The sequence below is a fragment of the Pseudarthrobacter sp. efr-133-R2A-89 genome (assembly GCF_030209315.1).
Classification (GTDB): domain Bacteria; phylum Actinomycetota; class Actinomycetes; order Actinomycetales; family Micrococcaceae; genus Arthrobacter.
In genome coordinates, this window is record NZ_JARVSE010000004.1 from 138,777 (window position 1) to 162,521 (window position 23,745).

General features: G+C 66.8%; 21 protein-coding genes. 9 read left to right on the forward strand and 12 right to left on the reverse strand.

Translation table 11 applies throughout. The annotated features are described in order from the left end of the window. The first annotated feature begins 58 nt into the window (after positions 1-58). Entirely contained in the window at positions 59-988 is a 930-nt protein-coding gene (locus QRM95_RS08355; protein WP_285247328.1) for a phosphodiesterase, read from the forward strand. Between the two features lie 54 nt (positions 989-1,042). Here QRM95_RS08355 and QRM95_RS08360 read toward each other — a convergent pair whose 3' ends face one another. Further along, positions 1,043-2,680, reverse strand: a complete 1,638-nt coding sequence (locus tag QRM95_RS08360; protein WP_285247329.1) for a stealth family protein — start codon at positions 2,678-2,680, stop codon at positions 1,043-1,045. A gap of 49 nt (positions 2,681-2,729) precedes the next feature. After that, entirely contained in the window at positions 2,730-3,659 is a 930-nt protein-coding gene (locus QRM95_RS08365; RefSeq protein ID WP_285247330.1) for a Cof-type HAD-IIB family hydrolase, read from the reverse strand. Between the two features lie 137 nt (positions 3,660-3,796). Here QRM95_RS08365 and QRM95_RS08370 point away from each other — a divergent pair, with 137 nt between their 5' ends. Continuing rightward, complete coding sequence (locus tag QRM95_RS08370; RefSeq protein ID WP_026264985.1) at positions 3,797-4,096, forward strand: type II toxin-antitoxin system VapB family antitoxin; 300 nt, start codon at positions 3,797-3,799, stop codon at positions 4,094-4,096. Then, the gene (locus QRM95_RS08375; RefSeq protein ID WP_285247331.1) at positions 4,089-4,751 is read left to right on the forward strand and encodes a LytR C-terminal domain-containing protein; all 663 of its coding nucleotides are present in this window, start codon (positions 4,089-4,091) and stop codon (positions 4,749-4,751) included. The genes QRM95_RS08370 and QRM95_RS08375 overlap by 8 nt, the downstream gene beginning before the upstream one ends. Before the next feature lie 22 nt (positions 4,752-4,773). On the opposite strand, the gene QRM95_RS08380 is transcribed toward QRM95_RS08375, so the two are convergent. Both QRM95_RS08380 and QRM95_RS08385 read right to left on the reverse strand, forming a co-directional pair. Beyond that, positions 4,774-5,424 (reverse strand): TetR/AcrR family transcriptional regulator, encoded by a 651-nt coding sequence (locus tag QRM95_RS08380; protein WP_133831112.1) that lies wholly within the window; start codon positions 5,422-5,424, stop codon positions 4,774-4,776. A gap of 35 nt (positions 5,425-5,459) precedes the next feature. Next, positions 5,460-6,158, reverse strand: coding sequence for a DsbA family oxidoreductase (locus QRM95_RS08385; protein ID WP_285247332.1), 699 nt, complete (start codon positions 6,156-6,158; stop codon positions 5,460-5,462). A 215-nt stretch (positions 6,159-6,373) separates the two neighbouring features. Here QRM95_RS08385 and QRM95_RS08390 point away from each other — a divergent pair, with 215 nt between their 5' ends. Together QRM95_RS08390 and QRM95_RS08395 are read left to right on the forward strand one after the other, a co-directional pair. Beyond that, positions 6,374-7,444 (forward strand): glycosyltransferase family 4 protein, encoded by a 1,071-nt coding sequence (locus tag QRM95_RS08390; RefSeq protein ID WP_285247333.1) that lies wholly within the window; start codon positions 6,374-6,376, stop codon positions 7,442-7,444. Positions 7,445-7,492: 48 nt separating this feature from the next. Continuing rightward, the gene (locus QRM95_RS08395) at positions 7,493-9,661 is read left to right on the forward strand and encodes an amylo-alpha-1,6-glucosidase (RefSeq protein ID WP_285247334.1); all 2,169 of its coding nucleotides are present in this window, start codon (positions 7,493-7,495) and stop codon (positions 9,659-9,661) included. Here the strand turns inward: QRM95_RS08395 and QRM95_RS08400 are convergent. Both QRM95_RS08400 and QRM95_RS08405 read right to left on the reverse strand, forming a co-directional pair. Beyond that, complete coding sequence (locus QRM95_RS08400; RefSeq protein ID WP_285247335.1) at positions 9,658-10,191, reverse strand: GNAT family N-acetyltransferase; 534 nt, start codon at positions 10,189-10,191, stop codon at positions 9,658-9,660. The genes QRM95_RS08395 and QRM95_RS08400 overlap by 4 nt on opposite strands. Positions 10,192-10,207: 16 nt before the next feature. Then, positions 10,208-11,167 (reverse strand): D-2-hydroxyacid dehydrogenase family protein, encoded by a 960-nt coding sequence (locus QRM95_RS08405; RefSeq protein ID WP_285247336.1) that lies wholly within the window; start codon positions 11,165-11,167, stop codon positions 10,208-10,210. Between the two features lie 143 nt (positions 11,168-11,310). Between QRM95_RS08405 and QRM95_RS08410 the strand changes: the two genes are divergently transcribed. Then, complete coding sequence (locus tag QRM95_RS08410; protein ID WP_285247337.1) at positions 11,311-12,516, forward strand: MFS transporter; 1,206 nt, start codon at positions 11,311-11,313, stop codon at positions 12,514-12,516. Positions 12,517-12,760: 244 nt separating this feature from the next. Here QRM95_RS08410 and aceB read toward each other — a convergent pair whose 3' ends face one another. Then, a complete protein-coding gene (aceB, locus tag QRM95_RS08415) occupies positions 12,761-14,410 on the reverse strand; it encodes a malate synthase A (protein ID WP_285247338.1) in 1,650 nt (549 codons plus the stop codon). Between the two features lie 217 nt (positions 14,411-14,627). Beyond that, on the reverse strand, positions 14,628-15,944 hold the full coding sequence (gene aceA / locus QRM95_RS08420) for an isocitrate lyase (RefSeq protein ID WP_285247339.1): 1,317 nt from the start codon (positions 15,942-15,944) through the stop codon (positions 14,628-14,630). 149 nt (positions 15,945-16,093) lie between these two features. On the opposite strand from aceA, the gene QRM95_RS08425 reads away from it, so the two are divergent. Further along, a complete protein-coding gene (locus QRM95_RS08425) occupies positions 16,094-17,605 on the forward strand; it encodes a helix-turn-helix transcriptional regulator (protein WP_285247340.1) in 1,512 nt (503 codons plus the stop codon). 206 nt (positions 17,606-17,811) lie between these two features. On the opposite strand, the gene QRM95_RS08430 is transcribed toward QRM95_RS08425, so the two are convergent. From QRM95_RS08430 to QRM95_RS08440, 3 genes are read right to left on the reverse strand one after another with little or no spacing between them, the layout of a single operon-like run. Further along, positions 17,812-18,840, reverse strand: a complete 1,029-nt coding sequence (locus tag QRM95_RS08430; RefSeq protein ID WP_502934950.1) for a TAXI family TRAP transporter solute-binding subunit — start codon at positions 18,838-18,840, stop codon at positions 17,812-17,814. Then, positions 18,809-20,257, reverse strand: coding sequence for a sensor histidine kinase (locus QRM95_RS08435; protein ID WP_285247342.1), 1,449 nt, complete (start codon positions 20,255-20,257; stop codon positions 18,809-18,811). Before QRM95_RS08435 ends, QRM95_RS08430 begins: the two co-directional genes overlap by 32 nt. Beyond that, complete coding sequence (locus QRM95_RS08440) at positions 20,254-20,922, reverse strand: response regulator transcription factor (protein WP_285247343.1); 669 nt, start codon at positions 20,920-20,922, stop codon at positions 20,254-20,256. The genes QRM95_RS08435 and QRM95_RS08440 overlap by 4 nt, the downstream gene beginning before the upstream one ends. A 257-nt stretch (positions 20,923-21,179) precedes the next feature. Between QRM95_RS08440 and QRM95_RS08445 the strand changes: the two genes are divergently transcribed. Continuing rightward, positions 21,180-22,574, forward strand: coding sequence for an MFS transporter (locus tag QRM95_RS08445; protein ID WP_285247344.1), 1,395 nt, complete (start codon positions 21,180-21,182; stop codon positions 22,572-22,574). A 93-nt stretch (positions 22,575-22,667) separates the two neighbouring features. Here the strand turns inward: QRM95_RS08445 and QRM95_RS08450 are convergent, their stop codons facing one another. After that, the gene (locus QRM95_RS08450; RefSeq protein WP_285247345.1) at positions 22,668-22,973 is read right to left on the reverse strand and encodes a hypothetical protein; all 306 of its coding nucleotides are present in this window, start codon (positions 22,971-22,973) and stop codon (positions 22,668-22,670) included. A 99-nt stretch (positions 22,974-23,072) separates the two neighbouring features. Here QRM95_RS08450 and QRM95_RS08455 point away from each other — a divergent pair, with 99 nt between their 5' ends. Further along, positions 23,073-23,687, forward strand: a complete 615-nt coding sequence (locus QRM95_RS08455; protein ID WP_285247346.1) for a TetR/AcrR family transcriptional regulator — start codon at positions 23,073-23,075, stop codon at positions 23,685-23,687. Positions 23,688-23,745 lie beyond the last annotated feature (58 nt).

Here is a 23,745-nt window from a genome sequence, read left to right on the forward strand (position 1 = left end):
TAAATATTACTGAAGGGTACAAGGGAAGAACGGCTTCCCACCGACCATAGAGGTAGCAATGGAGCACATCGAGGCCGAACATCCCCGGCCACGCCACTTCCTACTCCACTTGAGCGATCCCCACCTGTTGGGAGGTCCAGAACCCCTCTACGGAACCGTCGACAGCGAAGCACGCCTCATCCAGCTCTTCGAAGAAGTCAAAGCGTCCGGTGCACGGCCGGAGGCTGTGATTTTCACGGGCGACCTCGCAGACAAGGGCGATCCCGAAGCCTATGTGAAACTGCGGGCCATCGTGGACCCTGCATGCGAGGAACTCGGCGCCAAGGTGATTTGGGCCATGGGAAACCATGACGACCGCGCGAATTTCCGCCGGGGCCTGCTGGACCAGCCAGGCACCGATGAGCCGGTGGACCACAGCTACTTCATCAACGGGTTGCGCGTCATTACCCTGGACACCACCGTCCCTGGATTCCACCACGGCGAGCTGAGCACAGCACAGCTGGAGTGGCTGGCCAAGCAACTCGAAACGCCGGCCCCGGACGGCACCATCCTGGCACTCCACCACCCGCCGGTTCCGTCGGTGCTCGATCTTTCGGTCCTGGTGGAGCTGCGCGACCAAGCCTCCCTGGCAGCGGTGGTCCGCAACTCTGACGTCCGTACCATCCTGGCCGGCCACCTGCATTACTCCACCACGGCCAGCTTCGCCGGTGTTCCGGTCTCGGTCGCGTCCGCATCCTGCTACACGCAGGACCTCAACGTTCCGGTGGGAGGCACCCGCGGGCAGGACGGCGGACAGGCCTTCAACCTGGTGCATGTGTACGAGCACACGATTGTGCACTCCGTGGTGCCGATGGGCCGTGGCGCCACCGTGGGTGAATACGTCTCACCCGAGGAAACCGCCCGGCGCCTGGCAGCTGCCGGAGTCCGGATTCCGGAAACCGCCAAGCAGCGCCGCAGCACCAAACAGGGCATGACCAGCAGCAAATAGGAGCGCCGGTCCCGGAGACGGCCCGCAAGTAGGCCCGGGCACCCGTGCCCGGGCCTACTTTTCCCAGGGCGCCTTGATGGGGAAGTACTTTTCCAGGAAGTCGGTCACCGCTTCTGCGCGTTCGTCGGCACTGACTTCGGGGAAACTGCCGTCGTTCAGGCAGAAGAAGTCCATGTTCCGCTTGGCGAGCAGCTTGGGCAGGTAGTTGATCCCGGCCCGCATGGTGGTGTCCACGTAGCGCACCTTCGCGGCGGTCTGCGTGACCGCGCGGCCCGTCAGCAGGGCGTAGTAGTGGTAGAACGAGTTGGTGACGGAGATGTTGTCCGCCGCCCGGAACCTGCTGGCCGCCGTCTTCCGGAATTCTTCCGGGAATTCTTCCTCCATCTGGGCCACGAGGCTGCGCCGCAGCGGAGCTGCCGTATGTTCCAGGTGCCGGGTGGTGATCCGCCCGAACCGGTTCCAGAGGAGCTTGCGGTTGACCCGGGCGGCGTTCTCAAACCCGCTGCGTTCGGCAGCGTTCTCGCCCAGGCCGATCCTGGTTTCGGCCTCAATGAACTTGGTGATGCCGCCGGGGGTGAAGAACATGTCCGGGCCTACGGGCCGGCCAAAGAACATGTCGTCATTGGAGTAGAGGAAGTGTTCAGACAATCCTTCGATGTGGTGCAGTTGGCACTCGACAGCCTGGGAATTGTGCGTGGGCAGCACTGAGGGATCGGCAAAGAACTCTTCGCTGCGGACGATCGTGACGGACGGGTGCTCTGCCAGCCAGGCCGGAGCGGGGGAGTCCGTGGCGATGAAGATGCGGCGGATCCACGGGGCGAACATGTACACGGAGCGCAGCGCGTACTTGAGTTCGTTGATCTGCCGGAATCGGGCCTCGTGGTCGTCGCCCTCGCCCAGGACCACGCCCTGCTGCTGCGCGCGGCGGGCCGCGATGTACTCCGGAGAACTTCCGTCCACCCAGGAAAAGACCAGGTCGATGTCGAAGCTGATGTCGCTGGCGTGGTCGGCGAACATGTTCTCGATGGTGGGCCAGGTGTGGCCGTAGCGTTCCACCGTGCCGCGGACGGCGTCCTGCCGCAGCATGGTCCTGCGGGTCAGGGAGTTCTCGATGGGGAGGATCAGTTCTTCGCCTTCGAAGGACCACAGCTCGATCTGGACGCCGGCGGAGGCGCCGAACTCGAAACCGCCCACCGGCTCCACCCGCGGCCGGTACAGGCGGAAGATCCGTGCCTGCCGGTTGGAGGACAGCTCTCCGTCGGCCACCAGGACGGAGGTCTTCTTCTTGGCGTCCACGGTCATGGAGTAGAAGGGCTCGTCCCGGCATGCCTCCACCAGGGCGGCGCGGAGTTTCTTCCGGCTCTTCCAGTCCAGTGCCACCACGGGGCGGTCGTTGTTGCCGCGGACCAGGAGGTACGCCAGGCCTGCGTTTGCCAGGACATTCCGCAGGAACAGCAGGTCTTCCACCATGGCCTGGTAAGGGGTCCTGGTGTCGTTGATCAGGGCGTAGCGGCCCTTGTGCCGGATGACATCGGGGCGGTGCTTGAGCCGCTGTTCCGCCGCCGCCGACGTGATCTCGGCGTGAAATTGTTCCTCCACGGACGCCTGGCCGCCGTAGTAGACCTCGTCCTGGACCGGTGCTTCTGTAATGGTTGTCTCCGTGGTGGTCGAAGTAAGCTTTCTTACCTGCATGATAGTCCTGCCGTGGTAACAGCAGGTTTCGGCCCGCGGCGGCAGGGATTTAGGCGCCCAGCGCCTCCCGCCAGGCGCGCAGGAAAGCGCCGCCGGCGTCGTCGTGGATCACCGTGCTGTCCAGTCCCAGGTCCGCTGCCGTGAGGACCGGGTAGGGTTTGCCGGGCACGCCGTCAGCGGGCCGGACGTCAACGTGCTTGACCGGGTGGTCGTTGTGGTGGAGCCAGTCGGCCATCGCGTAGTCGGTCCGGGAATCGCCCACCGTCCGCCAGGCCTGAGGCGTGATCCCCTGGGCAGCCAGCAGTTCCACCGCGCGGCTGGCGCCGAGGTCCTTGCCCAGCCGCACGGACTCGATGTCGGTGGAGATGATGGTGGGATCCACCCGGTAGTCCACTGCGTCGTCGGAATTGGGCGCATGGTGGTCCAGCCGGACAACGCCCAGGCCGTGCCTGCCCATGAGCTCCATGGCGTCCGCGTCGAACAGTTTTTGCTCGGCCAGGTACTCGGCGCTGGGCACGTCGATGTGCTGCTCCACCGAGACCATGGCGCGTTTCGTTTCGTCGAAGAACATGTGGGCGGCGTAATCCTCCGCCACCAGGCGCCGGATGTCGTCGCCGTACGCTGCAGGGACAGCCAGTTCCCGGTCCACGTGGATGGGGCCTGCCCCGGCGTTTGTGTAGCTGAACCAGACGGCGCCCTTTTCGCACACGGCGTGGATGACCGTTCCCGCCGGGATTCCGGCGGCGATCATCGGTTCCATGACCTGTTCGCGGATGAACGCGTCCGAGCGGCCGGTGTTGAAGATGACGGGGATTCCGGCTGCCGCGAGTGCCACCAGGTCACGGATGATGTCCGGCTTCACGTCGCGGGTCACCGGGCTTGCCACCGGTCCGTCCACATCCAGCAGCAGCGCCAGCGGCGGCGTGGATGGCAGGCGGGTTCCGGACACGGGCATGGCGGGGGAGTCGGATGCGGTCATGGCTCCATTCTGTCAGCAGGAACCGGCCCGCTGCCGTGGAACGGGCCGATGTGACGGATGGTCACTGTTTGGCTACAACCTGGCGCCGGTCCGCCCGGATGCTTTCGCTGGGGCGGCGCGGTGCCTACTGTTGCATGGTGATATTCAAAGCTGTGGGCGAGGGCCGCCCTTACCCCGACCATGGTTACAGCACCCCGAAACAGTGGGCGTCGCTGCCGCCGCGGCCGGTCCGGCTGGACGAACTGGTGACCACCAAGCGCACGCTGGACCTGGAGGCCTTGCTGGCCGAAGATTCCACATTCTTCGGTGACTTGTTCCCGCACGTGGTGCAATACCAGGGAACCCTTTACCTGGAGGACGGCCTGCACCGCGCGGTCCGTACGGCACTGCACCAGCGCACGGCGATCCACGCCCGGGTCCTGGTGCTCGATGGCTAGCCGCCGGCCGAAGGACCCCAGCGTCCTGCACGGTCACCGGGTGGTGTCCGGCGCCGAGCTGCGGGCGGCGATGGAAGCGGCCAAGGACGCCGACGAAACGGCCCGGGTCCGCCGGCGCGTGCTCCACGGCGTGGTCCTGGTCCTGTTGGTTGGGCTGATCGCCGCGGCCATCATCGTTGCCCTTGCCATCATTAACGGGCGGCTGAAGGTTCCCACGGCCGAGCCCAGCCAGAAGCCGGTGTCTTCGTGCCCCACCGCGGTGTTCGACTACACGCCCAACGACAAGGTCAGCCTGAACGTCTTCAACTCCACCACCCGGGCCGGCCTGGCCCGCTCCGTGGCGGATGAGTTCCTGGCGCGGAAGTTCGCGGTGGGCAATGTGTCGAACGTCAATGCGGGCTACCGGGGCGTTGCGGCGGTGGTCTCAGGCGCGGCCGGGCAGGCCGCCGCTTTCACGGTGCAGCGCAACGTTCCGGGGTCCGACTACTTCCAGGACAGCAGGACCGACGCCAGCGTGGACGTCATCCTGGCCCATGACTTCGCAGCGCTCGTCCCGGCCGACGTGGTGGACCAGACCCCGGGGACCCTGGGCTGCCCCCGGGAAAGCCGCCGCATTGCGGATGCCAACAAGCTTCCGGTAGTGCCGGCGCGCTGACCACGGCTTACCTGACCACGGCTTAGCCGGCCGCCGCTGGAAGGCCGGCCACGCGCAGGGGCCGGCCTTCGTCGTCGAACCTTGCTCCCGCACCCAGCTGGATGAACCGCACCGTCCGGGCCACGCGCGCTTCCAGTTCGGCAGGCTCGTCGCTGCCCCTGGCGGCACTGGAGGACAGCGTGCCCAGGATTAGCTGGGACTGCTGCCCCACGTCCGCCACCGGCAGGTAGCCCTGCTCCATGCCGTCACGCAGGATGCCCTGCAGCAGGGTGCTGAGCTCGCTGACATGGTCTGAGAGTTTCGCAAAGGACGACGGCGACAGCACGGCGCCCATGGCCGGTCCGGGCGGGAGGTGGCGGCGGCTGAGGTCAACTACCTGGGCGCGGACGTAAAGGGCCAGCCGTTCCACCGGGTTCTCCAGGCGGCCCAACGAGTCGCGCAGGTCCGAGAGGAACTTTTCCGTCTCCTCCAGCGCGTAGGAAATCAACAGTTCTTCGATGTCCGCGTAGTAGTTGTAGACGGCGGTCCGGCCCACCCCTGCGTGCCGGGCCACGTCCGTCATGGTCAACCCGGGAAGGCCGTGGGTGAAAAGGAGTTCGCCGAAGGCTGTGAGGATACGGCGCTGCGTGTCAGCGCGTTGTTCGGCGTTGCTGGCCGCTGAAATCCTGGGCATGCAGACACTTTACCGCGATGTGTCAGTAAACGGCGCTAGATTGCGCAGCCATCCGGACCGCAGGCCCCGGCCTCCGCGGAATCGACCAGCACCAGCGGGTTGGCTTCCTGCCATGCCTGGTTGAGGGCGCGCGTGAACGTTTCCGCCGGCTGGGCGCCGGACAGGCCGAACTTGCGGTCAATGACAAAGAACGGGACACCACTGATGCCCAGGGACTGGCCTTCCTGGAAATCGGACCGGACCGCGTCCGAGTACTTGTCCGTGGTGAACAGTTCGTCCACCTCGTCCTCCGGCAAGCCAAGCTCCCTGCCCAGTTCTCCCAGGTACTCCCGGCTGCCAATATCTTTGCCGTGCTCGAAATGGTCGCTGAGCAGGCGTTCCTTGGCGGCGTCCTGCTTGCCGTGGGCGGCAGCGAGGTGGATCAGCCGGTGCGCCGTGAAACTGTTGGCCACCACCACCTTGTCGAAGCGGTAGTTCAGGCCCTCGTCCTTGGCCTGCCGTGCCACGTGGTCGAACATTTGCGAGACCTGCTGGGCCGGCATCCCCTTGCGGCTGCTCAAGTACTCCAGTTCGGTGCCATCGAAATGCTCCGGCAGCCCGGGATCCAACTGGTAGCTCCGCCACACCACATCAACAGCATCACGGTGCGGAAAGGATGCCAGGGCGGACTCAAAGCGGCGTTTGCCGATGAAGCACCATGGGCAGGCGACGTCGGACCAGATCTCAATCTTCATGGCCTGCATAACCGGCCGGCAGGGGGCGCCATTCCGGCGCCCGCTATGAGATCCGCCACATTGGGTCTTGTGGCGGCGGCCGTCGTGGGCAATAGTCGGATCAGGTGGTCATGCAGCGGCCCTCGGAATCGAAGACTCATCGGGTGCAAGAGCGCATCCGGTGATATTTTGCCCGGCCTGCTGGGGAGCCCGGCCTGTAACCTGGGAGGCCAGGAATGCGGATTGGACTTGTCTCAGGGCCGTGGATCCCGGTCCCGCCGGCCACCTACGGAGGCACGGAAAGGGTGGTGGACGCCCTTGCCCGGGGCTTCGCCGCAGCCGGGCACGAGGTCCTGCTCGCGGCACCGCTCGAGAGTACGTGCCCGGTAAGGCTCGTTCCGGAAATGCGGCCCGCTGAGTACGAGGGGCTCGGCACCAGCATCAGCGAACTCAGCCATGTTGTCAGGGCCTACGAGGGACTGCAGGACGCGGACATCATCCACGACCACACCATGGCGGGGCCCATCTACCTGCACCGTCCGGCCGGGGTCCCGCTGGCCACCACCATCCACGGACCCATCGACGCCCGGGCGGCGGACATCTACCGCGCCGTTGCCCGGCGTGGTGCCGTGATCGCCATCTCCAAGGACCAGGCGTCGCACGCCCCCGCAGTTCCCGTCACCCGGATCATCCACCACGGAATGGACCTCTCCGCCGTGCCCGTGGGGACCGGCAGCGGCGGCTACCTGTGCTTCGTTGGCCGCTCGAGTCCGGACAAGGGACTGCTTGAGGCCATCACGATCGCCAGGCAGGTTGGAATGCACCTCAAAATTGCGGTCAAGATGCGCGAACCGGAAGAGGTCCGCTTTTTCCGGGAAGTGATTGAACCGATCCTGGGCCCCACCGAGGACTTCGTCGGGGAAGTGGACGATGCCGCCAAATACCGGTTGGTGGGCGGTGCAACGGCATTCCTGAACCCCATCCAATGGTCCGAACCGTTCGGCCTGGTGATGATCGAGGCGCTCGCCACCGGCACCCCGGTGATTGGGACGCTCATCGGAGCGGCCCCGGAAATCGTGGAGCACGGCCGGACGGGATTCCTGGGAAAAACCGAGGAACTGGCCGGCTTTGTGGCGGCCGCGGCCGGGCTGGACAGGGCCGTGTGCCGGCAAGCCGTGGAAGAGCGCTTCAGCGCCGCCCGCATGGTTGCCGACCACCTGGAGCTCTACGCCGAACTCATTGAAGGGAGGACGCGCTCAGGGGTTCCGCAGGTTCCCCGGGTGCACCAGAATTTACTGGGGGCCTGAATGCTTCCCGATCCCCCGGGGGCATCTGCCGGAGAAGGGAGCCTTTCCATGACCGCCTGGAATGAAGACAACGAGGCAGCAGTATCCGATTCGGGCTCGGTCACGGTCCTGGAGGGATCATCGTTCTGCATCTCCTCCGGCACTGGCGACATCAGTCCTGATGCCGGGACCAACGGAGTCTTCTTCCAGGACACGCGGATCATCTCGCGCTGGATGCTCAGGATCAACGGCGCATTGCGCGAACCATTGTCAGCCCAGCGGCCGCAACCGTTCGAGGCCACGTTCGTGGGCCGCGCCAAATGGCCCGGCGGCAGGTTTGACAGCCCCTTGGTGGTCCGCCAGGTCCGCCACATCGGCCCAGGGCTGCAGGACGATATTTCCCTCGAAAACTATGCGGCCGAAGCGGTGGATTGCGAGATCGAGCTGCTCGTCGACGCCGACCAGGCAGACCTCTTCGAGGTCAAGGGCGGCCGTACCAGCGGCCTGGACGACACCACCCGGGCCATCACGGACGGGAGGCTGGTCATTGAGGCATCACGGCACGGCCAGCAGCGAGGCACTGCCGTCGGCGCACGGGGGGCAGAGGTCAGCGCTGACGGGCTGCGGTTCCACGTCACGGTTCCGGCGCGGGGCAAATGGAGCACCAGCGTCATCGTGGTGCCCCTGGTCAACGGTGAGGCGCCGGAGGAGCCCTTCAAGGAGGGGCGGCTTCCGCACCACCGGGAAGGGGTGCGCCGGCACCTGGACTGGGAGGAAGGCGTTCCGCGGATCAGCATCGAGGACTCGAGCTTCCAGAACGTGCTCAACCGGAGCCAGAGCGACCTTGGTGCCCTGCGCATCTTCGATGCCCACCACCCCAACCGGGCTGCGGTGGCGGCCGGGGCGCCGTGGTTCATGGCCCTGTTCGGCCGGGATTCGCTGCTGACCTCCTACATGAGCCTGATGGTCAACCCCAACCTCGCCCTGGGCACGCTCCAAACCCTGGCCGGGATCCAGGGAAAGAAAGTGGACGTGGATTCCGAGGAGGAACCCGGCCGCATCCCGCATGAGGTCCGGCTCGGCGTCACTGCCGGCCTGTCCCTGGGCGGTACGGCCTATTACGGCACGGCCGACGCCACCCCCCTTTTCGTCTCCACCCTGGGCGAGCTGAGCCGGTGGGGCCTCTCCCGGGACGCGATCCAGCCCCTGCTGCCACACGCGGACCGGGCGCTGGAATGGATCGAAAAATACGGCGACCGCGACGGCGACGGTTTCGTGGAATACCTCCGGCCCAACGACCACGGCCTGGTGAACCAGGGCTGGAAGGACTCCTGGGACGGGATCAATTTCGCCGACGGAACCATCGCCGAAGCCCCGATCGCCCTCTGCGAAGTCCAGGCGTATGTCTACTCCGCCTACCTTGGCAGGTCCCTGCTGGCCCACTGGAGCGGCGATTCCGCCCTCGAAAAGCACTGGGCTGACAAGGCAGCCGCCTTCAAGGAGGAGTTCAACAAGAAGTTCTGGCTGCCGGAGAAGGGCTACTACGCGGTGGCACTGGACAAGGACAAACGGCCCGTCGATGCGCTGACCTCCAACATCGGCCACTGCCTCTGGACGGGCGTCGTGGACGAGGACAAGGCCGTGTCCGTCATGGAGAACCTGATGTCCCCGCAGATGTTCACCGGCTGGGGCATCCGCACGCTGGCGTCCGACATGGGCGCCTACAATCCGGTCAGCTACCACAACGGCTCGGTGTGGCCCCACGACACGGCCCTGGTGGCCACCGGGCTGATGCGGTACGGGTTCGTGGACGAGGCCAAGCGGGTGGCCTCCGGGATCCTCGACGCAGCCCGGCATTTCGACGGGCGGCTGCCGGAGCTGTTCTGCGGGTTCGACCGTGGCGAGTACCCTGGCCCGGTTCCGTATCCCACCGCGTGCTCGCCGCAGGCCTGGGCCGCGGCGGCGCCGGTGCAACTGGCACGGATCCTGCTCCGGTTCGACCCCGTCTTCACCCGCGGGGTGGTGCACCTGGCCCCGATCCTGCCGGAGTCCGTGGGCACCTTCCGGGCGGAAAATGTCCTGCTGGACGGAAGCCGGGTGACCATCAAAGCCACCGGAACCACAGGCACCATTGAAGGCCTTCCGCCGGGACTGAAGCTGCTCGCCGGGCCCCGGCCCCCGCTGGCCTACCCGCTGGAAGGGGCGGCTGCGGGCGTTGGCACCCGCAGGCTCCCCTAAGGGAGGGGGCGTTCCAGTACGAAGTCGTGTTCCACGGTGCTGCCCAGCCGGAAGGACTTGGTTCCCACCTTGCGGAAACCCGATTTCTCGTAGAAACGGATGGCCCGGGCATTCTGGCTGTTGACGCCCAGCCAGGCCCCGTCCGCACCGGTTGCGGCGGCTGCCTCGAGGCTGGCGTGCATGAGCTCGGCGGCGGCGCCCAACCCGTGGTAGTCAGGGTGGACGTAGCACTTGCTGATCTCCACGGAGGGGACCAGCGTCAGGGCGGAGGACACGTCCGGGTCCGCGGCGGGCCGGTCCACCAGCAGGCTGTAGCCGGTGAGCGGGCCGTCGGCATCGAGGACCAGGATGGTAATGTCCGGGTCAGCGAGGTAGCGCGTGAAGTGCGCTTCGCTGAGCGTGTTGGCCAGGTGCGCGGCGATGTCGGACGGTGACGACGACGGCGGGCAGGCAAGCGGAAAGGTGACGGCTGCCAGCGCGGCCAGCGGGCCGGCGTCGTCCGCTGTTGCCCTGCGGATGCTGTGGGTCATGGGGGTTCCTTCCGGCTCAGGCGGTGATGGTGCGGATGGGGGAGCCGGCAAGCCAGGCGGCGATGTCCTCTACGGCTCCGCCGTAGAACTGCCGGTAGCTTTCCTGCGTGACGTAGCCCAGGTGGGGCGAGAGGACCGTGTTCGGGGCGGCCATGAGCGGGTGCCCGGCCGGCAGCGGTTCCTGGTCGAAGACATCCAGGGCGGCGCCGCGGATCCAGCCCTCGGCCAGCGCCTTGAGGAGTGCGTCCTGGTCAACGAGGGGACCCCGCGCGGTGTTCACCAGGATGCCTTCGGGGCCGAGCAGCCGCAGTTCCTCCTCGCCCACGATGTTTTCGGAGCGCGGGGAGAGCCGCAGGTGGAGGGTTGCGACGTCGGCGAGGGTGAACAGTTCCTCCTTCGAGACCAGGCGCGCGCCGGCGTCGGCCGCGGCCTCCGCCGTCAGGTTCCGGCTCCACGCCACCACGTCCATCCCGAAGGCCCGGCCGTACGCCGCTACCCGGCGGCCGATCTTGCCCAGCCCGACGATGCCCAGGGTCTTCCCTGCCAGTTCGAAGCCCACCGTGGACTGCCAACTGCCGTTGCGCAGAGAGTGGTCCTCGGCCGGGAGGTGCCGTGCGAGGGCCATGAGCAGGGCCCAGGTCAGCTCCGGGGCGGCAGTGGGTGAGCCGGGTGTGCCGCAGACGGTGACTCCGTGTTCGGTTGCCGCCGCGACGTCGATCGAGGCGTTGGCCATGCCGGTGGTCACCAGCAGCTGCAAGGCGGGAAGTTGCTCAAATACCTCACGCGGGAACGCGGTCCGCTCGCGCATGGCGATCACCATGGTGGTGCCTGCCAACGCCGAGACCAGGGCGTCGCGGGAGGCGAAGGGTTCCCGGTATGAGGTGATGGTGACGCCGGCAGCCTCCAGGGCCGCGAAGTCGGCGAAGCCATGGGCCACGTCCTGGTAGTCATCAAGGATGGCAAGCCGGTGCGTCATGGGTGTCCTTTGCGGTGTCCAGTCGTCCACAGTCACGTTCATCGTATGGCAGGGCCCTGCGGCTGGGCGCCTGGAGCCCCGGGCACGCGCGGCGTGATAGCAATGAGGGTGATGAATCAAAGCCCATTCCCCATGTTGTCCCTGTGAGCGCCGGCGTCCTTTCCCGTGTGCCCGGGAGCTGGATCCTGCTGGCCTGCATCGGCCTGCTGGCCCTGAACCTGCGGGGTCCCTTCGTGGCGGTCGCGCCCCTGGTGGACCTCATGCAGGCGGAACTGCACTTTTCGCCGGTCCTGCTCGGCTTGCTGACCAGTATCCCCGTGCTCTGCTTCTCGCTCGCCGCTCCATTGGCCTCCCTGGCGGCGCGGCGGTTCGGAGCAGAGTTCGCCGTTACGCTGACCATTTTGGGTGTCCTTGCCGGCGTGCTGGTCCGTTCCGCGGGCGGCCCGGTGCTGGTGGTGGCCGGTACCGTGCTCATCGGGGTGGCCATCACCGTGGGAAACATTGCGGTGCCCCTGATCATCCGCCGCGATTTCGCACCGCGCCGGCAGGGGACCGCCATGGGGATCTACACGGCGGCACTGAACATCGGCTCCTTCCTGACCTCGGTGGCCATGGCCCCGCTTGCAGCGGTCACCGGGTGGCGGCTTGCGCTCGCCGCCGTCGCCGTCCTTGCCGTCGCCGCCATTGTGGTGTGGGTCCTGGCGGTGGGGCCGCGCACGGCATTCCTGGTCTCGGATGAGACCGAGGGTGGGGGTAGTGCGGACGGGCAGCCGGCGACGGCACGCAGTTCCGGATGGACGACGTTCGGGCTGACGGCGGGCTTCGGCGGCCAGGCGTTCTCTTACTACGGCGTCACCGCGTGGCTGCCCAGCTACCTCCACGACGAACTGGGGATGAATGCCGCCCAGGCCGGCGCCGCGTCCTCGATCTTCCAGATCCTGGCGATCGTGGGCGGCCTCGGCGTTCCGTTTGCAGCCAAGTACATGAGTACGACGGCGGTGGCGGTCACCTTGGGGACGTTGTGGCTTGCCGTTCCCGTGGGGCTCCTGGTCCTGCCGCAGCTGTGGTGGCTGTGGTCCACGTCCGGCGGCATCGCCCAGGGCGGCGGCATCACCCTGATCTTCATCGCCGTGATCAAGCTGGCGCGCGACCAGGCCTCCGCCGGCCGGATGTCCGCAACGGTCCAGGGCCTGGGCTATTGCCTCGCTGCCGTTGCCCCTCCGCTGGTGGGCTTCGTCCACGACACGTCCGGCTCGTGGACGCCGGCCCTGCTGGTCATCCTGGCCTCCGTGCTGACCTTCTTTGCCAGCACCACCCTGTCCGTGCGGAAGGTGCCGAAGGGGCGGTAAGGCGGCGGCCGCCGTCGAACGCCCGCTCACTTGTTGCACCAAACGGCGGAACGCCCGCTCACTTGTTGCACCAAACGGCGGAACGCCCGCTCACTTTCTTGGGGAAAGTGAGCGGGCGTTTCGGGTTTTCCTGCAACAAGTGAGCGGGGGTGTGAGGGGTGCTCCGTCGCCGGGCCGGCGCCCCGGATTTCGGGGGGCCTGTTGCGAAGGGCGTGCCGGCCCGGCAAACGGAAGTTCTGGTGGGTCAGGCCGCTGCCAGCTCCTCGACCGTGGCCTTCTCGCGGGCTTCCGTGAGGTAGCGGGCGTAGGCGGGGAGCGTCAGGAAGGACGGGAACTCGCGGCTGAGCGTGACTTCCTCGAAGATGTCGCGGGCGTCCTCGAAGCGGTCGCCGTCGAAGCGCTCCAGCCGGGCGAATTCCTCGTCCAGGAGTTCTTCCACCCACTCGTGGCTGATGATCTCGCCCTGGTCCGTGATGGCCCGGGCGAAGATCCACTGCCACAGCTGCGACCGGGAGATCTCCGCGGTGGCGGCGTCCTCCATCAGGTTGTGGATGGCTACAGCGCCGTTGCCGCGAAGCCAGGACTCGATGTAGCGGATGCCCACCTCGATGTTGTTCCGGATGCCCTGCTCGGTGATGGTGCCGGTGGTGGCAGCGACGTTGATCAGGGCGCGGTCATCGGGGGTGACGTCCTCGCGGAGCCGGTCCAGCTGGTTGGGCTTGCTGCCGAGGACGCCGTCGAACACTTCGCGGCAGACGGGCACCAGGTCGGGGTGGGCCACCCAGGAGCCGTCGAACCCGTCGTTGGCCTCGCGGGTCTTGTCCGCACGCACCTTCTCGAGGGCGTTGGCGTTGGCTTCCGGGTCCTTGCGGTTGGGAACGGCCGCGGCCATGCCGCCGATGGCCATGGCGCCGCGCTTGTGGCAGGCCCGGACCAGCTGTTCGGTGTAGGCGCGCATGAACGGCTGCGTCATGGTTACCTGACCGCGGTCCGGGAGGACGAAGCGCGGGCCGCGGGTGCGGAAGTTCTTGATCAGCGAGAAAATGTAATCCCAGCGGCCGGCGTTCAGGCCCGAGGCGTGGTCCCGCAGTTCGTAGAGGATCTCCTCCATCTCGAACGCTGCGGTGATGGTTTCGATCAGCACGGTGGCGCGGATGGTGCCCTGCGGGATGCCGAGCAGGTCCTGGGCCAGGATGAAGATATCGTTCCAGAGCCGGGCTTCGAGGTGGTTCTCGATTTTCGGCAGGTAGAAGTACGGACCCTTGCCCTGGGCCAGCAGGCGGCGGGCGTTGTGGAAGAAGAACAGTCCGAAGTCCACGATGCCGCCCGCGATGGGCTGGCCGTCGATGAGCATGTGCTTCTCCGGCAGGTGCCAGCCGCGAGGGCGGACCACCATGGTGGGCAGTTCGCCCGCCTTCAGCTTGTAGTCCTTGCCTTCTTCGGTGGTGAAGTCGATCCGGCGTTCCAGAGCGTCGGTGAGGTTCAGCTGGCCCTTGATGACGTTCCGCCAGGTGGGGGTGGAGGAGTCCTCCATGTCGGCGAGCCACACTTTCGCCCCCGAGTTCAGGGCGTTGATGGTCATTTTCTTGTCCACCGGGCCCGTGATCTCGACGCGGCGGTCCTCCAGGCCGGGTGCGGGGGGAGCGACCCGCCAGGACGGATCATTCCGGATGTGCTCGGTCTCCCGGAGGAAGCGGGGGTCGGCGCCGGCAGCAATATCGGCCCGCCGGGTGCGTCGGGCCTGCAATAGCTCCTGCCGGCGGTCGGTGGTGGCCCGGTGCAGCTTCGCGATAAACGACAGTGCGTCCGGCGTCAGCACCTCGTCCTGGCGGCAAATGGGCTGGGCGGTCAAGGTAATGCCATTGATCGTGAAGCTGTCAGTGAAGCTGTTCATTTCAGTCTCCTTAAAGACGAAAGGGAAGTTCGACGGCGGGTAGCAGCAGGGTGGCGACTGAGGCACGAGGCCGAGGAGCCGGTGTCGCGGCAGCCTGCGTAAAAGGGGCCCTGCGTCCGGCCTCGGCGAGTTCTACGAGCCCAAGGCCGGACGTGGGGAATAGCAGGCAGAGCGATGCCGGTCCGAAGGCCGGACGGAAGCGCCGCCGTCGTAAGCGTTAGTGGAACTGGCCCTCTTCGGTGGATCCCACGAGGGCGAGGGTCGACGCGTTCGGGTTGAGCGCCGTGGAGATGGTGTCGAAGTAGCCGGTGCCGACTTCGCGCTGGTGCTTGGTTGCGGTGTAGCCGCGGGACTCGGAGGCGAATTCCTTTTCCTGAAGTTCGACGTAGGCGCTCATGCCTTCACGGGCGTAGCCGTGGGCGAGGTCGAACATCGAGTAGTTCAGGGCGTGGAAGCCGGCCAGGGTGATGAACTGGAAGGTGAAGCCCATGGCGCCGAGTTCGCGCTGGAACTTGGCGATGGTGGCGTCGTCCAGGTGCTTGCGCCAGTTGAAGGACGGCGAGCAGTTGTAGGAGAGCATCTGGTCCGGGAACTCGGCCTTGACGGACTCCGCGAACTTGCGGGCCAGCTCCAGGTCCGGGGTGCCCGTTTCCATCCAGATGAGGTCGGAGTACGGGGCGTAGGCCTTGGCGCGGGCGATGCAGGGTTCGATGCCGTTGCGGACCTTGTAGAAGCCCTCGGCGGTGCGCTCGCCGCTGATGAATTCCTGGTCGCGCTCGTCGACGTCGGAGGTGATCAGGGTGGCGGCCTCGGCGTCGGTGCGGGCAATGACGACCGTGGAGGTGCCTGCGACATCTGCTGCCAGGCGGGCGGCGTTCAGGGTGCGGACGTGCTGCTGGGTGGGGATCAGGACCTTGCCGCCAAGGTGGCCACACTTCTTCTCCGACGCGAGCTGGTCCTCCCAGTGCACGCCCGCGGCGCCGGCCTGGATCATGGACTTCATCAGCTCGTAGGCATTGAGGGGTCCGCCGAAACCGGCTTCAGCGTCGGCGACGATCGGCACCATCCAGTCCTCGACCGTCTGGATGCCCTCGGAAAACTCGATCTGGTCCGCGCGGAGCAGCGCGTTGTTGATGCGGCGGACCACCGTGGGGACCGAGTTGGCCGGGTAGAGCGACTGGTCCGGGTAGGTGTGGCCGGAATTGTTGGCGTCCGCGGCGACCTGCCAGCCGGAGAGGTAGATGGCGCGCAGGCCGGCCTTGACCTGCTGCACGGCCTGGTTGCCGGTCAGGGCACCCAGGGCGTTCGTGTAGCCACCGGTCTTGTGCTCCTCGGTGAGCTGCTTCCACAGCTTCTCGGAGCCGCGGCGGGCCAGCGTGTGTTCTTCGGAGACGCGGCCGCGGAGGCGGACGACGTCGGAAGCCTTGAAGTCACGGGTCACACCTTCCCAGCGCGGGTTGGCGGCCCACTCGAGCTCCAGGGCGGCGGCCTGCTCTTCGGGCGTCTGCTGGGTGGGCTCAAATGCTGCAGTCATCGTTGATCTCCTTGATTGAACTTTGGGTGGAGTAGGTGGGAACCGCGCCGTTGAGGCTCCCACCGGCTTATCCGGTGCGGTGTTTCTTTCCGTGACAACTACTTTTCAGCACTTTCAACCCCCTTTCTAGATGAAAACTCTGGAAAGAAATGCACTTCTTCCCGTATTCTTCAGAAATGTCGCCTTCAAGCTGGAACAGGGACGTTTCCCAGCCGCCCTCCACTGCCACCCCGGAACTGGACGTCATCGCCCTCGGCCGCCGCGTCCGCCACCTGCGCAAGCAAGCCGGCCTGACGCTCGATGACCTGAGCGCCGCCGTCGGCACCGCTCCCAGCCAGCTGAGCCTGATCGAGAACGGCAAGCGTGAGCCTAAACTGACGCTGCTGCAGCACCTCGCGGGGGCGCTCAGTGTCAGCATCGACCAGCTGCTCGGGGCCGAGCCGCCCAGCCGCCGCGCCGCGCTGGAAATTGAGCTGGAACGGTACCAGCGCGGACCGCTGTACGAGTCGCTGAACCTGCCCAGAATCCGCATCAGCTCGCGGCTTCCGCTGGATGTCCTGGAGGCCCAGGTGGGGCTGCTGCACGAGCTCGAACGGAAGATGAACGAGCAAGTGGCCACCCCGGAGGAAGCCCGCCGCGCCAACGGTGAATTGCGGGCCATGATGCGGGAGCGGGGGAACTACTTTCCGGAGTACGAGGCCGAGGCCCAGAAGGTCCTCAAAGAGGTTGGCTATACCACCGGTCCGCTCAGCCAGCACGTCATCGCTGACATTGCCGCGCACCTGGGGTTCACCCTGCACCATGTGGGAGATCTGCCGCACTCCACCCGGTCGGTGACTGACCTGAAGAACCGCAAAATTTACCTGACCCAGAGCCAGCGGCAGGACCACGACCCCCGCTCGGTGCTGCTGCAAGCCCTGGGCCACTACGTCCTGGGACACGAGACGCCCAAGAACTACGGCGACTTCCTGGCCCAGCGGGTGGCCACCAACTATTTCGCGGCCGCCCTGCTCCTGCCCGAACAGGCCACGGTGGAATTTCTGCAGAAAGCCAAAGCTGCCAAGGAAATCGCGGTGGAGGACATCCGGGACGCGTTCGCTGTCTCCTACGAGACCGCAGCGCACCGGTTCACCAACCTTGCCACCAAGCACCTGGGCATCACCACGCATTTCCAGAAAACGCACCAGAGCGGGATCATCTACAAGGCCTACGAGAACGACGGCGTGAACTTCCCGCAGGACCACACCGGCGCCATTGAGGGGCAACCGTCGTGCAAGTCGTGGACATCGCGGGCGGTGTTCGACGTGCCGGACAAGTTCAGCGCGTACAGCCAGTACACGGACACACCGTCAGGCACGTACTGGTGCACCGCCCGCACGGAACGCTCCGCCGCCGGGGAATTCTCGCTGAGCATCGGGGTGCCCTACCAGCACGTGAAGTGGTTCCGCGGGCGCGAGACCACGGCCCGGGCCACCTCCAACTGCCCGGATCCGAACTGCTGCAAGCGCCCGCCTGCCGAACTGACCAACCAGTGGGCCGGCAATGCCTGGCCTTCGGCGCGGGCCCACTCGCACCTGCTGGCCGCGATGCCCCCGGGCGCCTTCCCCGGCGTGGACGAAACCGAGGTGTACAGCTTCCTGCAGGCCCACTCCGGGAGCTAGCCGCACGCCCGCTCGTATCTTGCGGTTATCCCACGCACGCCCGCTCACATCTTGCGGCTATCCCAGCAACGCCCGCTCATGTCTTGCCAAAGAAGTGAGCGGGCGTTTGGGGTTTTCTTGTCGGAGGTGAGCGGGCGTTTGGGGTTTTCTTGTCGGAGGTGAGCGGGCGTTTGGGGTTTTCCTGTCGGAGGTGAGCGGGCGTTGGGTCAGCCGTGGAGGGTCCGGTAGGCGTCGGCCGCGGCGGGGTGCAGGGGGACGCCGGCGGTATTGATGAGGCTTTCGGCGCTGAGGAACTGCACCCCCAGGCTGGATTGTGGGATGAGTTCGCCGGCGTTGTGCACCAGCAGTTGCACCGTCCGCTCCACCGTGGCGTGGTCCAGGTCCCGGCGGCACAGCAGCAGGTTGGGCGCGCCCACGGTCCACACTGCCGGGATGCCGGGGTAGCTGCCCTCGGGGATGAGGACGCGGTCGTACATGCCGCCGTACCGCCGACGCAGTTCCGGAAGCAGGCCGGAGAGGTCCAGCAGCCCCAACGCCACGTCCTGCTGGGCTGTGGCGATGGCGGCGGTGGGCACGCCACCGGACCAGAACAGCGCATCCACGGTCCCCGCTTTCAGGGCCGCAATACCGTCGTTCAGGCCAAGATTTTCGACGGCGGCGGTCCCGGCTGCGGGCGCTGCGGCAGTTGCCGAGGCACCCAGGCCGGCCGCTTCGAGGAGCCTGGGGGTGGTCAGGGAGGTGCCGGACCCCGGCTGTCCCACGGCAACCCGGCGCCCGGCAAGCCCGGAGACATCCCGGATCCCGCTGTCCTTGCGCACCACGCAGTGGACGTAGTTTTCGTAGACCTTGCCGATCGCGGCGATGTCTGCCGCATTCCCGCTGGACTGGTCCCCGGCAGCGTCCGCGAGGGCCACGGCAAACGCGGCGCGCCCGGCCCGGAGCTCCGCAATGTTGTCCAGGCTCCCGCCGGTGGCTACGGCGCGTGCATGGCTGGCCACGCCGTGACGCTCCAGGGCCGCCGCCAGGAGCGTAGAGAACTCGAGATAGAAGCCGCCCGGTTCGCCGCCCGCCACAATAAGGCTCTCCGGCCGGTCCCCGCCGGTGCAGGCACTGAGCGCGGGCGGCAGCACGGTTGCAAGTCCGACGGCGGTGGCCCACGTCAGGACGGAGCGGCGGGAAGGGTGCGGTGCGGGGATGGAAACGCTAGGCACGGGTACCACCGTCGGGCATCGCATCAGGGGCGGCATTTGAGTAGGAGTTGAACTCGATCCGGGCCGACAACCCGTGCGGGGAAGCCTCGGCCAGCACCAGCCGGCCGCCGTTCGCTGCGGCAAGCTCACCCACAATGGTCATGCCCAGCCCGGTCCCCGGAACCGAGGAGTGCCGCGGGGACCGCCAAAATCTGGTGGCCGCCGAGGCGCGCTCGGACGCCGACAGCCCCGGGCCGTCGTCGGAAATTTCCACCACAACCGCGCCCGTTTCCGTCCGCACGGCGGCGGTGACGGTGGCCCCGGGCGCGTACTTGAAGGCGTTGCCGAGAAGTTCGTCCAGCATCTGGGCCAGCTCGGCGGCCCGGCACGCAATCAGGGCCGCCGGATGGGGCGCCGGCACGAGCACCAGTCGGCACCCGGCCTGGTCCGCCAGGGGTGCCACCCGTTCGATTTCGTCCTGTAAGACGGGAAAGGGGTCGATGGGCGGGGCGGCGGCGTGGTCTGCGGGAGGGACAGATGCCCGCAGGGACCCCTCGGAAGCCCTGTGTTCCGCGGCGGCAAGTTTCAAAACCCCGTCAAGGATGTCCTCCACCCGCTCAAGCTCCGCCACTGCCCGTTCCGCTGCGTCGTGTTCGCGGGCGGATTTCAGCTCAAGCTGGAGCAGGTCCAGCCGCAGCCGGAGTGCGCCCACTGGGTTGCGCAGCTGGTGGGACGTGTCCGCAATCAGCTGCCGTTGCGCTTCCATGCTGGCGCTCACGGTCCTGGCCATAGCCGTGAACGACCGGCTCAGTTCCCGCAGTTCCGGGGGACCTTCCTCCGGAAGCCGCTCGGTTCGCCCGGTCCGTTCCAGCTCATGCACCGCCGAATCAAGCCGGAGGACGGGCCGCAGCACCCAGCCGGTGACCCTGGCCGCCCCCAGCAGGAGCACTGCTGCCAGCGCCAGGGCCGCAACGCCCACACCGAGCCAGCGCTGCTGGAGCTTCTGCCGGGCCGTCTCCGCGTGGACGTCCAGGACCACGGCACCGAGCACCTGGCTGGCGCTGCCGAACGGCCGGAAAATGACGTGCGACCCCGCGCCGAAGGGTTCCAGCGGTTCCAGGGACGTGTTGCTCACGTTCAGCCGGGCCATCGCCAGTGCGTCCTGCACGTCGGGCCGGCCCGCGTCCAGGTCCCCCGAACGCAGTATGGCCTGCTGGACGCGGACCACAATCCCTTCGCCATACAGCCCGGAATAGGTATCCATTTCCCGCTGCAGGCGCACGGTGTCGCCGTCGTTCGCGGCGTCAAAGGCCACTTGTGCCAGCCGGTTCAAGGAGGCCGCCCGATTGATCTGCAGTTCCTGGGTCAGCTCGCGGGAAGCGGAGGTCAGGATGGTGCCCGAGATCAGGAAGACCACCACCAGGCACAGCACGCTGAGGACCCCGAGCACCCGCAGCCTCATCCGGCAGCCGCTTCCACGCGATAGCCCACGCCGCGGACATTGATGATGAATCCCGGCTTGCGGAGTTTTGCCCGCAGCCCCGTGAGATGCACATCCAGGGACCGGGACGAGGCCAGGAAGGCGTCACCCCAGAGGGCGTCCAGGATCTGTTCCCTGGTGACCACCGAGCCTGCGTGGCGGGCCAGCAACGCGAGGAGTTCGAACTCCGTGGCAGTCAGCGGAACCGGTTCGCCGGCCTTGGACGCGGTGCGCTTGGCCAGGTCGATCTCCACGTCGTCCAGCACGATCACCTCCGGCGGCTTCCCCCTGCTGCGCCCGGCCCGGCGCGTTACAGCCTCTATCCGGGCCAGCAGTTCCACGAGCTTCACCGGTTTGACCAGGTAGTCGTCCGCGCCTGAGCGGAGCCCGAGCACCACGCTGCGTTCGTCGTCGCGCGCGGTCAAAATCAGGATGGGCACGTCGGTGACCTGGCGGAGCTTGCGCAGCACCTCCAGGCCGTCCATGTCCGGAAGCCCCAGGTCCAGCAGGATCACCTGGAAATTCCGGTGGGAGAGCAGCGCGTCAGCGCCCCGGGACAACCGTCGCGGGTGGTGCCCGGCACTTTCGACGGCGGCCGTGAGCGCACCGGCCATGGCGTCGTCGTCCTCGACGATCAGCACGTCCATGGCCATCTTCCTTGCCGCGTTTCCAGTGGTTCCAGGTCCAGTTGCCGGTTCATTCCCGCCCCCCCGTGAGACTACCGCGTGGCAGCGCAATTTGCCCGACGGCGGGAGGTCCGGCAGGAGGGAAAGCGGGCCGCCGGCGAAACCTAAGGAAGTGTTAGGAAAGTGCGTTCCCCGTTGGTTGTGCGGTGGATCACCCATACCGTGGATGAGGCCCTCCGCCGCAGGAGGCCGAGGTTACTACCAGGAGGAACTCACCGATGAGCACCCAACAAGCCGCGCCCCAGTCGGAGGCAGCCCAGACCCGCCGGGCGGTGGGCAACATCCTGAAGGGCTCCGCGGGCAACCTCGTGGAATGGTACGACGTCTACATCTACACGGCGTTCCTGGCGTACTTCCAGCCACACTTCTTCAACTCCAAGGATCCGCTGCAGGGCGCACTGGAAGGCATGGCGGTCTTTGCCGTCACGTTCCTGATGCGGCCCATCGGCAGCTGGTTCTTCGGCAGGTTCGCCGACCGCAAAGGCAGGAAGGCGGCCCTGACGCTGAGCGTGACCATGATGTCCGCGGGCTCATTCTTCATCGCCATCCTGCCCACCAAGGACGTGATCGGCGTCTGGGCGCTGGTTCTGCTGGTGCTGGCGCGCCTGGTCCAGGGCTTTTCGGTGGGCGGCGAATACGGCACCAGCGCCACCTACATGTCGGAGGCGGCCACCGCCAAACGCCGCGGATTCTTCTCCAGCTTCCAGTACGTCACGCTGATCGGCGGCCAGATGCTGGCACTGCTGGTGCTGGTGGTCCTGCAGAACGTCCTGGACAAGGAGGCCCTGGCCGGATGGGGCTGGCGCATCCCGTTCGCCATCGGCGGCGTGGCCGCACTGGTAGTGCTGTGGCTGCGGCGTTCCATGGAGGAAACCGTCTCCGCCAGCCAGGTCGAGGCGGCCGCAAACGCCAAGGCATCCGGGGAAGCCCAGCCCGGAACGCTCAAGCTGCTCTTCACCAAGCACTGGAAGGCGCTGCTGATCTGCATCGGCGTCACCCTGGGCGGCACGGTGGCGTTCTACACCTACACCAACTTCATCCTCAGCTTCATGAACACCACCAGCGGCATCGCCAAGGAAACGACCTCGGTCATCAACTTCTGGGCGCTGTTCATCTTCATGCTCCTCCAGCCCGTCTACGGCATCATTTCGGACAAGGTGGGCCGCAAACCCCTGCTGCTCTGGTTCGGCATCACCGGCGTGCTGTTTACCTGGCCGCTGATGTCCGCGCTCGCCGGGACGAAGGATCCCTTCGTGGCCTTCATGCTGATGATGGGCGGCCTGCTGATCGTGGGCGGCTATACCTCCATCAACGCCCTGGTGAAGGCCGAACTGTTCCCGGCGTCCATCCGCGCCCTCGGCGTCGGCCTGGGCTACGCGATTGCGAACTCCCTCTTCGGCGGGACGGTGCCGCTGATCGGCGCCGCGCTGCAGAAGGCCGGGCAGGTTGAGCTCCTCTTCACGTACGTCACCGTGGCCATCGGCATCTCGCTGCTGGTCTACATCTTCGCCCTGAAGAACAAAAAGGCCACCCACCTCGATGACGAACAGGGCCACGCTTGGGAACAAACGCCGCGGGGCGGCGGCAAGGACAAGGATCCGCTCGGCGTCTAGTCTGGGAGGCACCAAGGTGCCTGGTTCCAAACGAGGCGTACGACGACGGCTGCCAGGCCGCCGTCGTACGCCTCCTTTATGCGCTGGGGGTCCTTAGTGCCGGGTAGTCCGCCGCCGCGCCAGGAAGCCGTGGGCGGCGAACAGGCGGGGCAGTACCACGTACACCGCAGTCGGCACCACCACCATGGTCAGGGCCATCGCCCGGAAGATGGGATGCCAGGTTTCCATCAACGGAGCGGAAGCCATCATTCCGATGGCCACCAGGGGGAAGATGGCCAGCCAGGTGATGGCGGCGCGGACGTGGATGGACGGCGGAATGGGCAGCGCCGCGGGCTCCGGTGGCGTGGGGGCGCCCGGATGGGCGATAGCGGGGGAGGCGGGCTGGGTCACCGTGTCCATGAGAACTCCAACTAGTTGGTTGCTTTTTGCTTGCAACGACAATAAACCGCGGCCCGCAACAATTGCAACTACCTGGTTGGAATTGCGTAGACTTGTGTCATGGCGTGGAACACGGAGCGGACCAAGGAACTGTTGCTGGCTGCTGCCACGGAGGAGTTCAGTGCCAAGGGCCTCGCGGGAGCGCGGGTGGACCGGATCGCAGCTGCCGCGGGCGTGAACAAGGAGCGCATCTACCAGTACTTCGGCAAGAAGGACGAGCTCTTCGACGCCGTCCTGGCCGCCGAAATGGTCCGTGTCATGACCGAGGTACCCATTACCGGCAGCGGGCCGGAAGCGTTCGGGGAATACGCCGGCCGCCTCTTTGACCGGCACACCACCGACGGCGTCCTGCCGCGGCTCCTGTTCTGGGAAGGCCTTGAACGCGGCAAGGAAACCGTCAGCCGCGCCACCCGGTCCGACCACTGCGCCATCAAGGTGGGCCAGGTGCTTGACGTCCTGCCCGGGATCGACCGCACGGACGCCGCGGACCTCCTCATCACCGTCATCACCCTCTGCGACGGCTGGCCCGTCCTGCCCCAGATCGACACCCTCCTGGCGGGCAGCAGCCCTGACCGCACCGCCCGGCGTCGTGCGTTCATTGTGCGGACCGCCAGCCTGCTCGCCGGCGCGCTCCTCACGGAGGCGCAGGCAGCGCTGGCAAACGCGCCCGGCTAGCTGCACTACCGCGGCCGCTGGCGACGGGCGGTCCGCCGGGCGCGGGCGGACTATATTG

Bases quoted from the DNA above. Each gene is read 5' to 3' on its own strand.
- QRM95_RS08355 (WP_285247328.1), top strand. From the start codon at position 59: ATGGAGCACATCGAGGCCGAACATCCCCGGCCACGCCACTTCCTACTC.
- QRM95_RS08360 (WP_285247329.1), bottom strand. From the start codon at position 2,680: ATGCAGGTAAGAAAGCTTACTTCGACCACCACGGAGACAACCATTACA.
- QRM95_RS08365 (WP_285247330.1), bottom strand. From the start codon at position 3,659: ATGACCGCATCCGACTCCCCCGCCATGCCCGTGTCCGGAACCCGCCTG.
- QRM95_RS08375 (WP_285247331.1), top strand. From the start codon at position 4,089: ATGGCTAGCCGCCGGCCGAAGGACCCCAGCGTCCTGCACGGTCACCGG.
- QRM95_RS08380 (WP_133831112.1), bottom strand. From the start codon at position 5,424: ATGCCCAGGATTTCAGCGGCCAGCAACGCCGAACAACGCGCTGACACG.
- QRM95_RS08385 (WP_285247332.1), bottom strand. From the start codon at position 6,158: ATGAAGATTGAGATCTGGTCCGACGTCGCCTGCCCATGGTGCTTCATC.
- QRM95_RS08390 (WP_285247333.1), top strand. From the start codon at position 6,374: ATGCGGATTGGACTTGTCTCAGGGCCGTGGATCCCGGTCCCGCCGGCC.
- QRM95_RS08395 (WP_285247334.1), top strand. From the start codon at position 7,493: ATGACCGCCTGGAATGAAGACAACGAGGCAGCAGTATCCGATTCGGGC.
- QRM95_RS08400 (WP_285247335.1), bottom strand. From the start codon at position 10,191: ATGACCCACAGCATCCGCAGGGCAACAGCGGACGACGCCGGCCCGCTG.
- QRM95_RS08405 (WP_285247336.1), bottom strand. From the start codon at position 11,167: ATGACGCACCGGCTTGCCATCCTTGATGACTACCAGGACGTGGCCCAT.
- aceB (WP_285247338.1), bottom strand. From the start codon at position 14,410: ATGAACAGCTTCACTGACAGCTTCACGATCAATGGCATTACCTTGACC.
- aceA (WP_285247339.1), bottom strand. From the start codon at position 15,944: ATGACTGCAGCATTTGAGCCCACCCAGCAGACGCCCGAAGAGCAGGCC.
- QRM95_RS08425 (WP_285247340.1), top strand. From the start codon at position 16,094: ATGCACTTCTTCCCGTATTCTTCAGAAATGTCGCCTTCAAGCTGGAAC.
- QRM95_RS08430 (WP_502934950.1), bottom strand. From the start codon at position 18,840: ATGCGATGCCCGACGGTGGTACCCGTGCCTAGCGTTTCCATCCCCGCA.
- QRM95_RS08435 (WP_285247342.1), bottom strand. From the start codon at position 20,257: ATGAGGCTGCGGGTGCTCGGGGTCCTCAGCGTGCTGTGCCTGGTGGTG.
- QRM95_RS08440 (WP_285247343.1), bottom strand. From the start codon at position 20,922: ATGGACGTGCTGATCGTCGAGGACGACGACGCCATGGCCGGTGCGCTC.
- QRM95_RS08445 (WP_285247344.1), top strand. From the start codon at position 21,180: ATGAGCACCCAACAAGCCGCGCCCCAGTCGGAGGCAGCCCAGACCCGC.
- QRM95_RS08450 (WP_285247345.1), bottom strand. From the start codon at position 22,973: ATGGACACGGTGACCCAGCCCGCCTCCCCCGCTATCGCCCATCCGGGC.
- QRM95_RS08455 (WP_285247346.1), top strand. From the start codon at position 23,073: ATGGCGTGGAACACGGAGCGGACCAAGGAACTGTTGCTGGCTGCTGCC.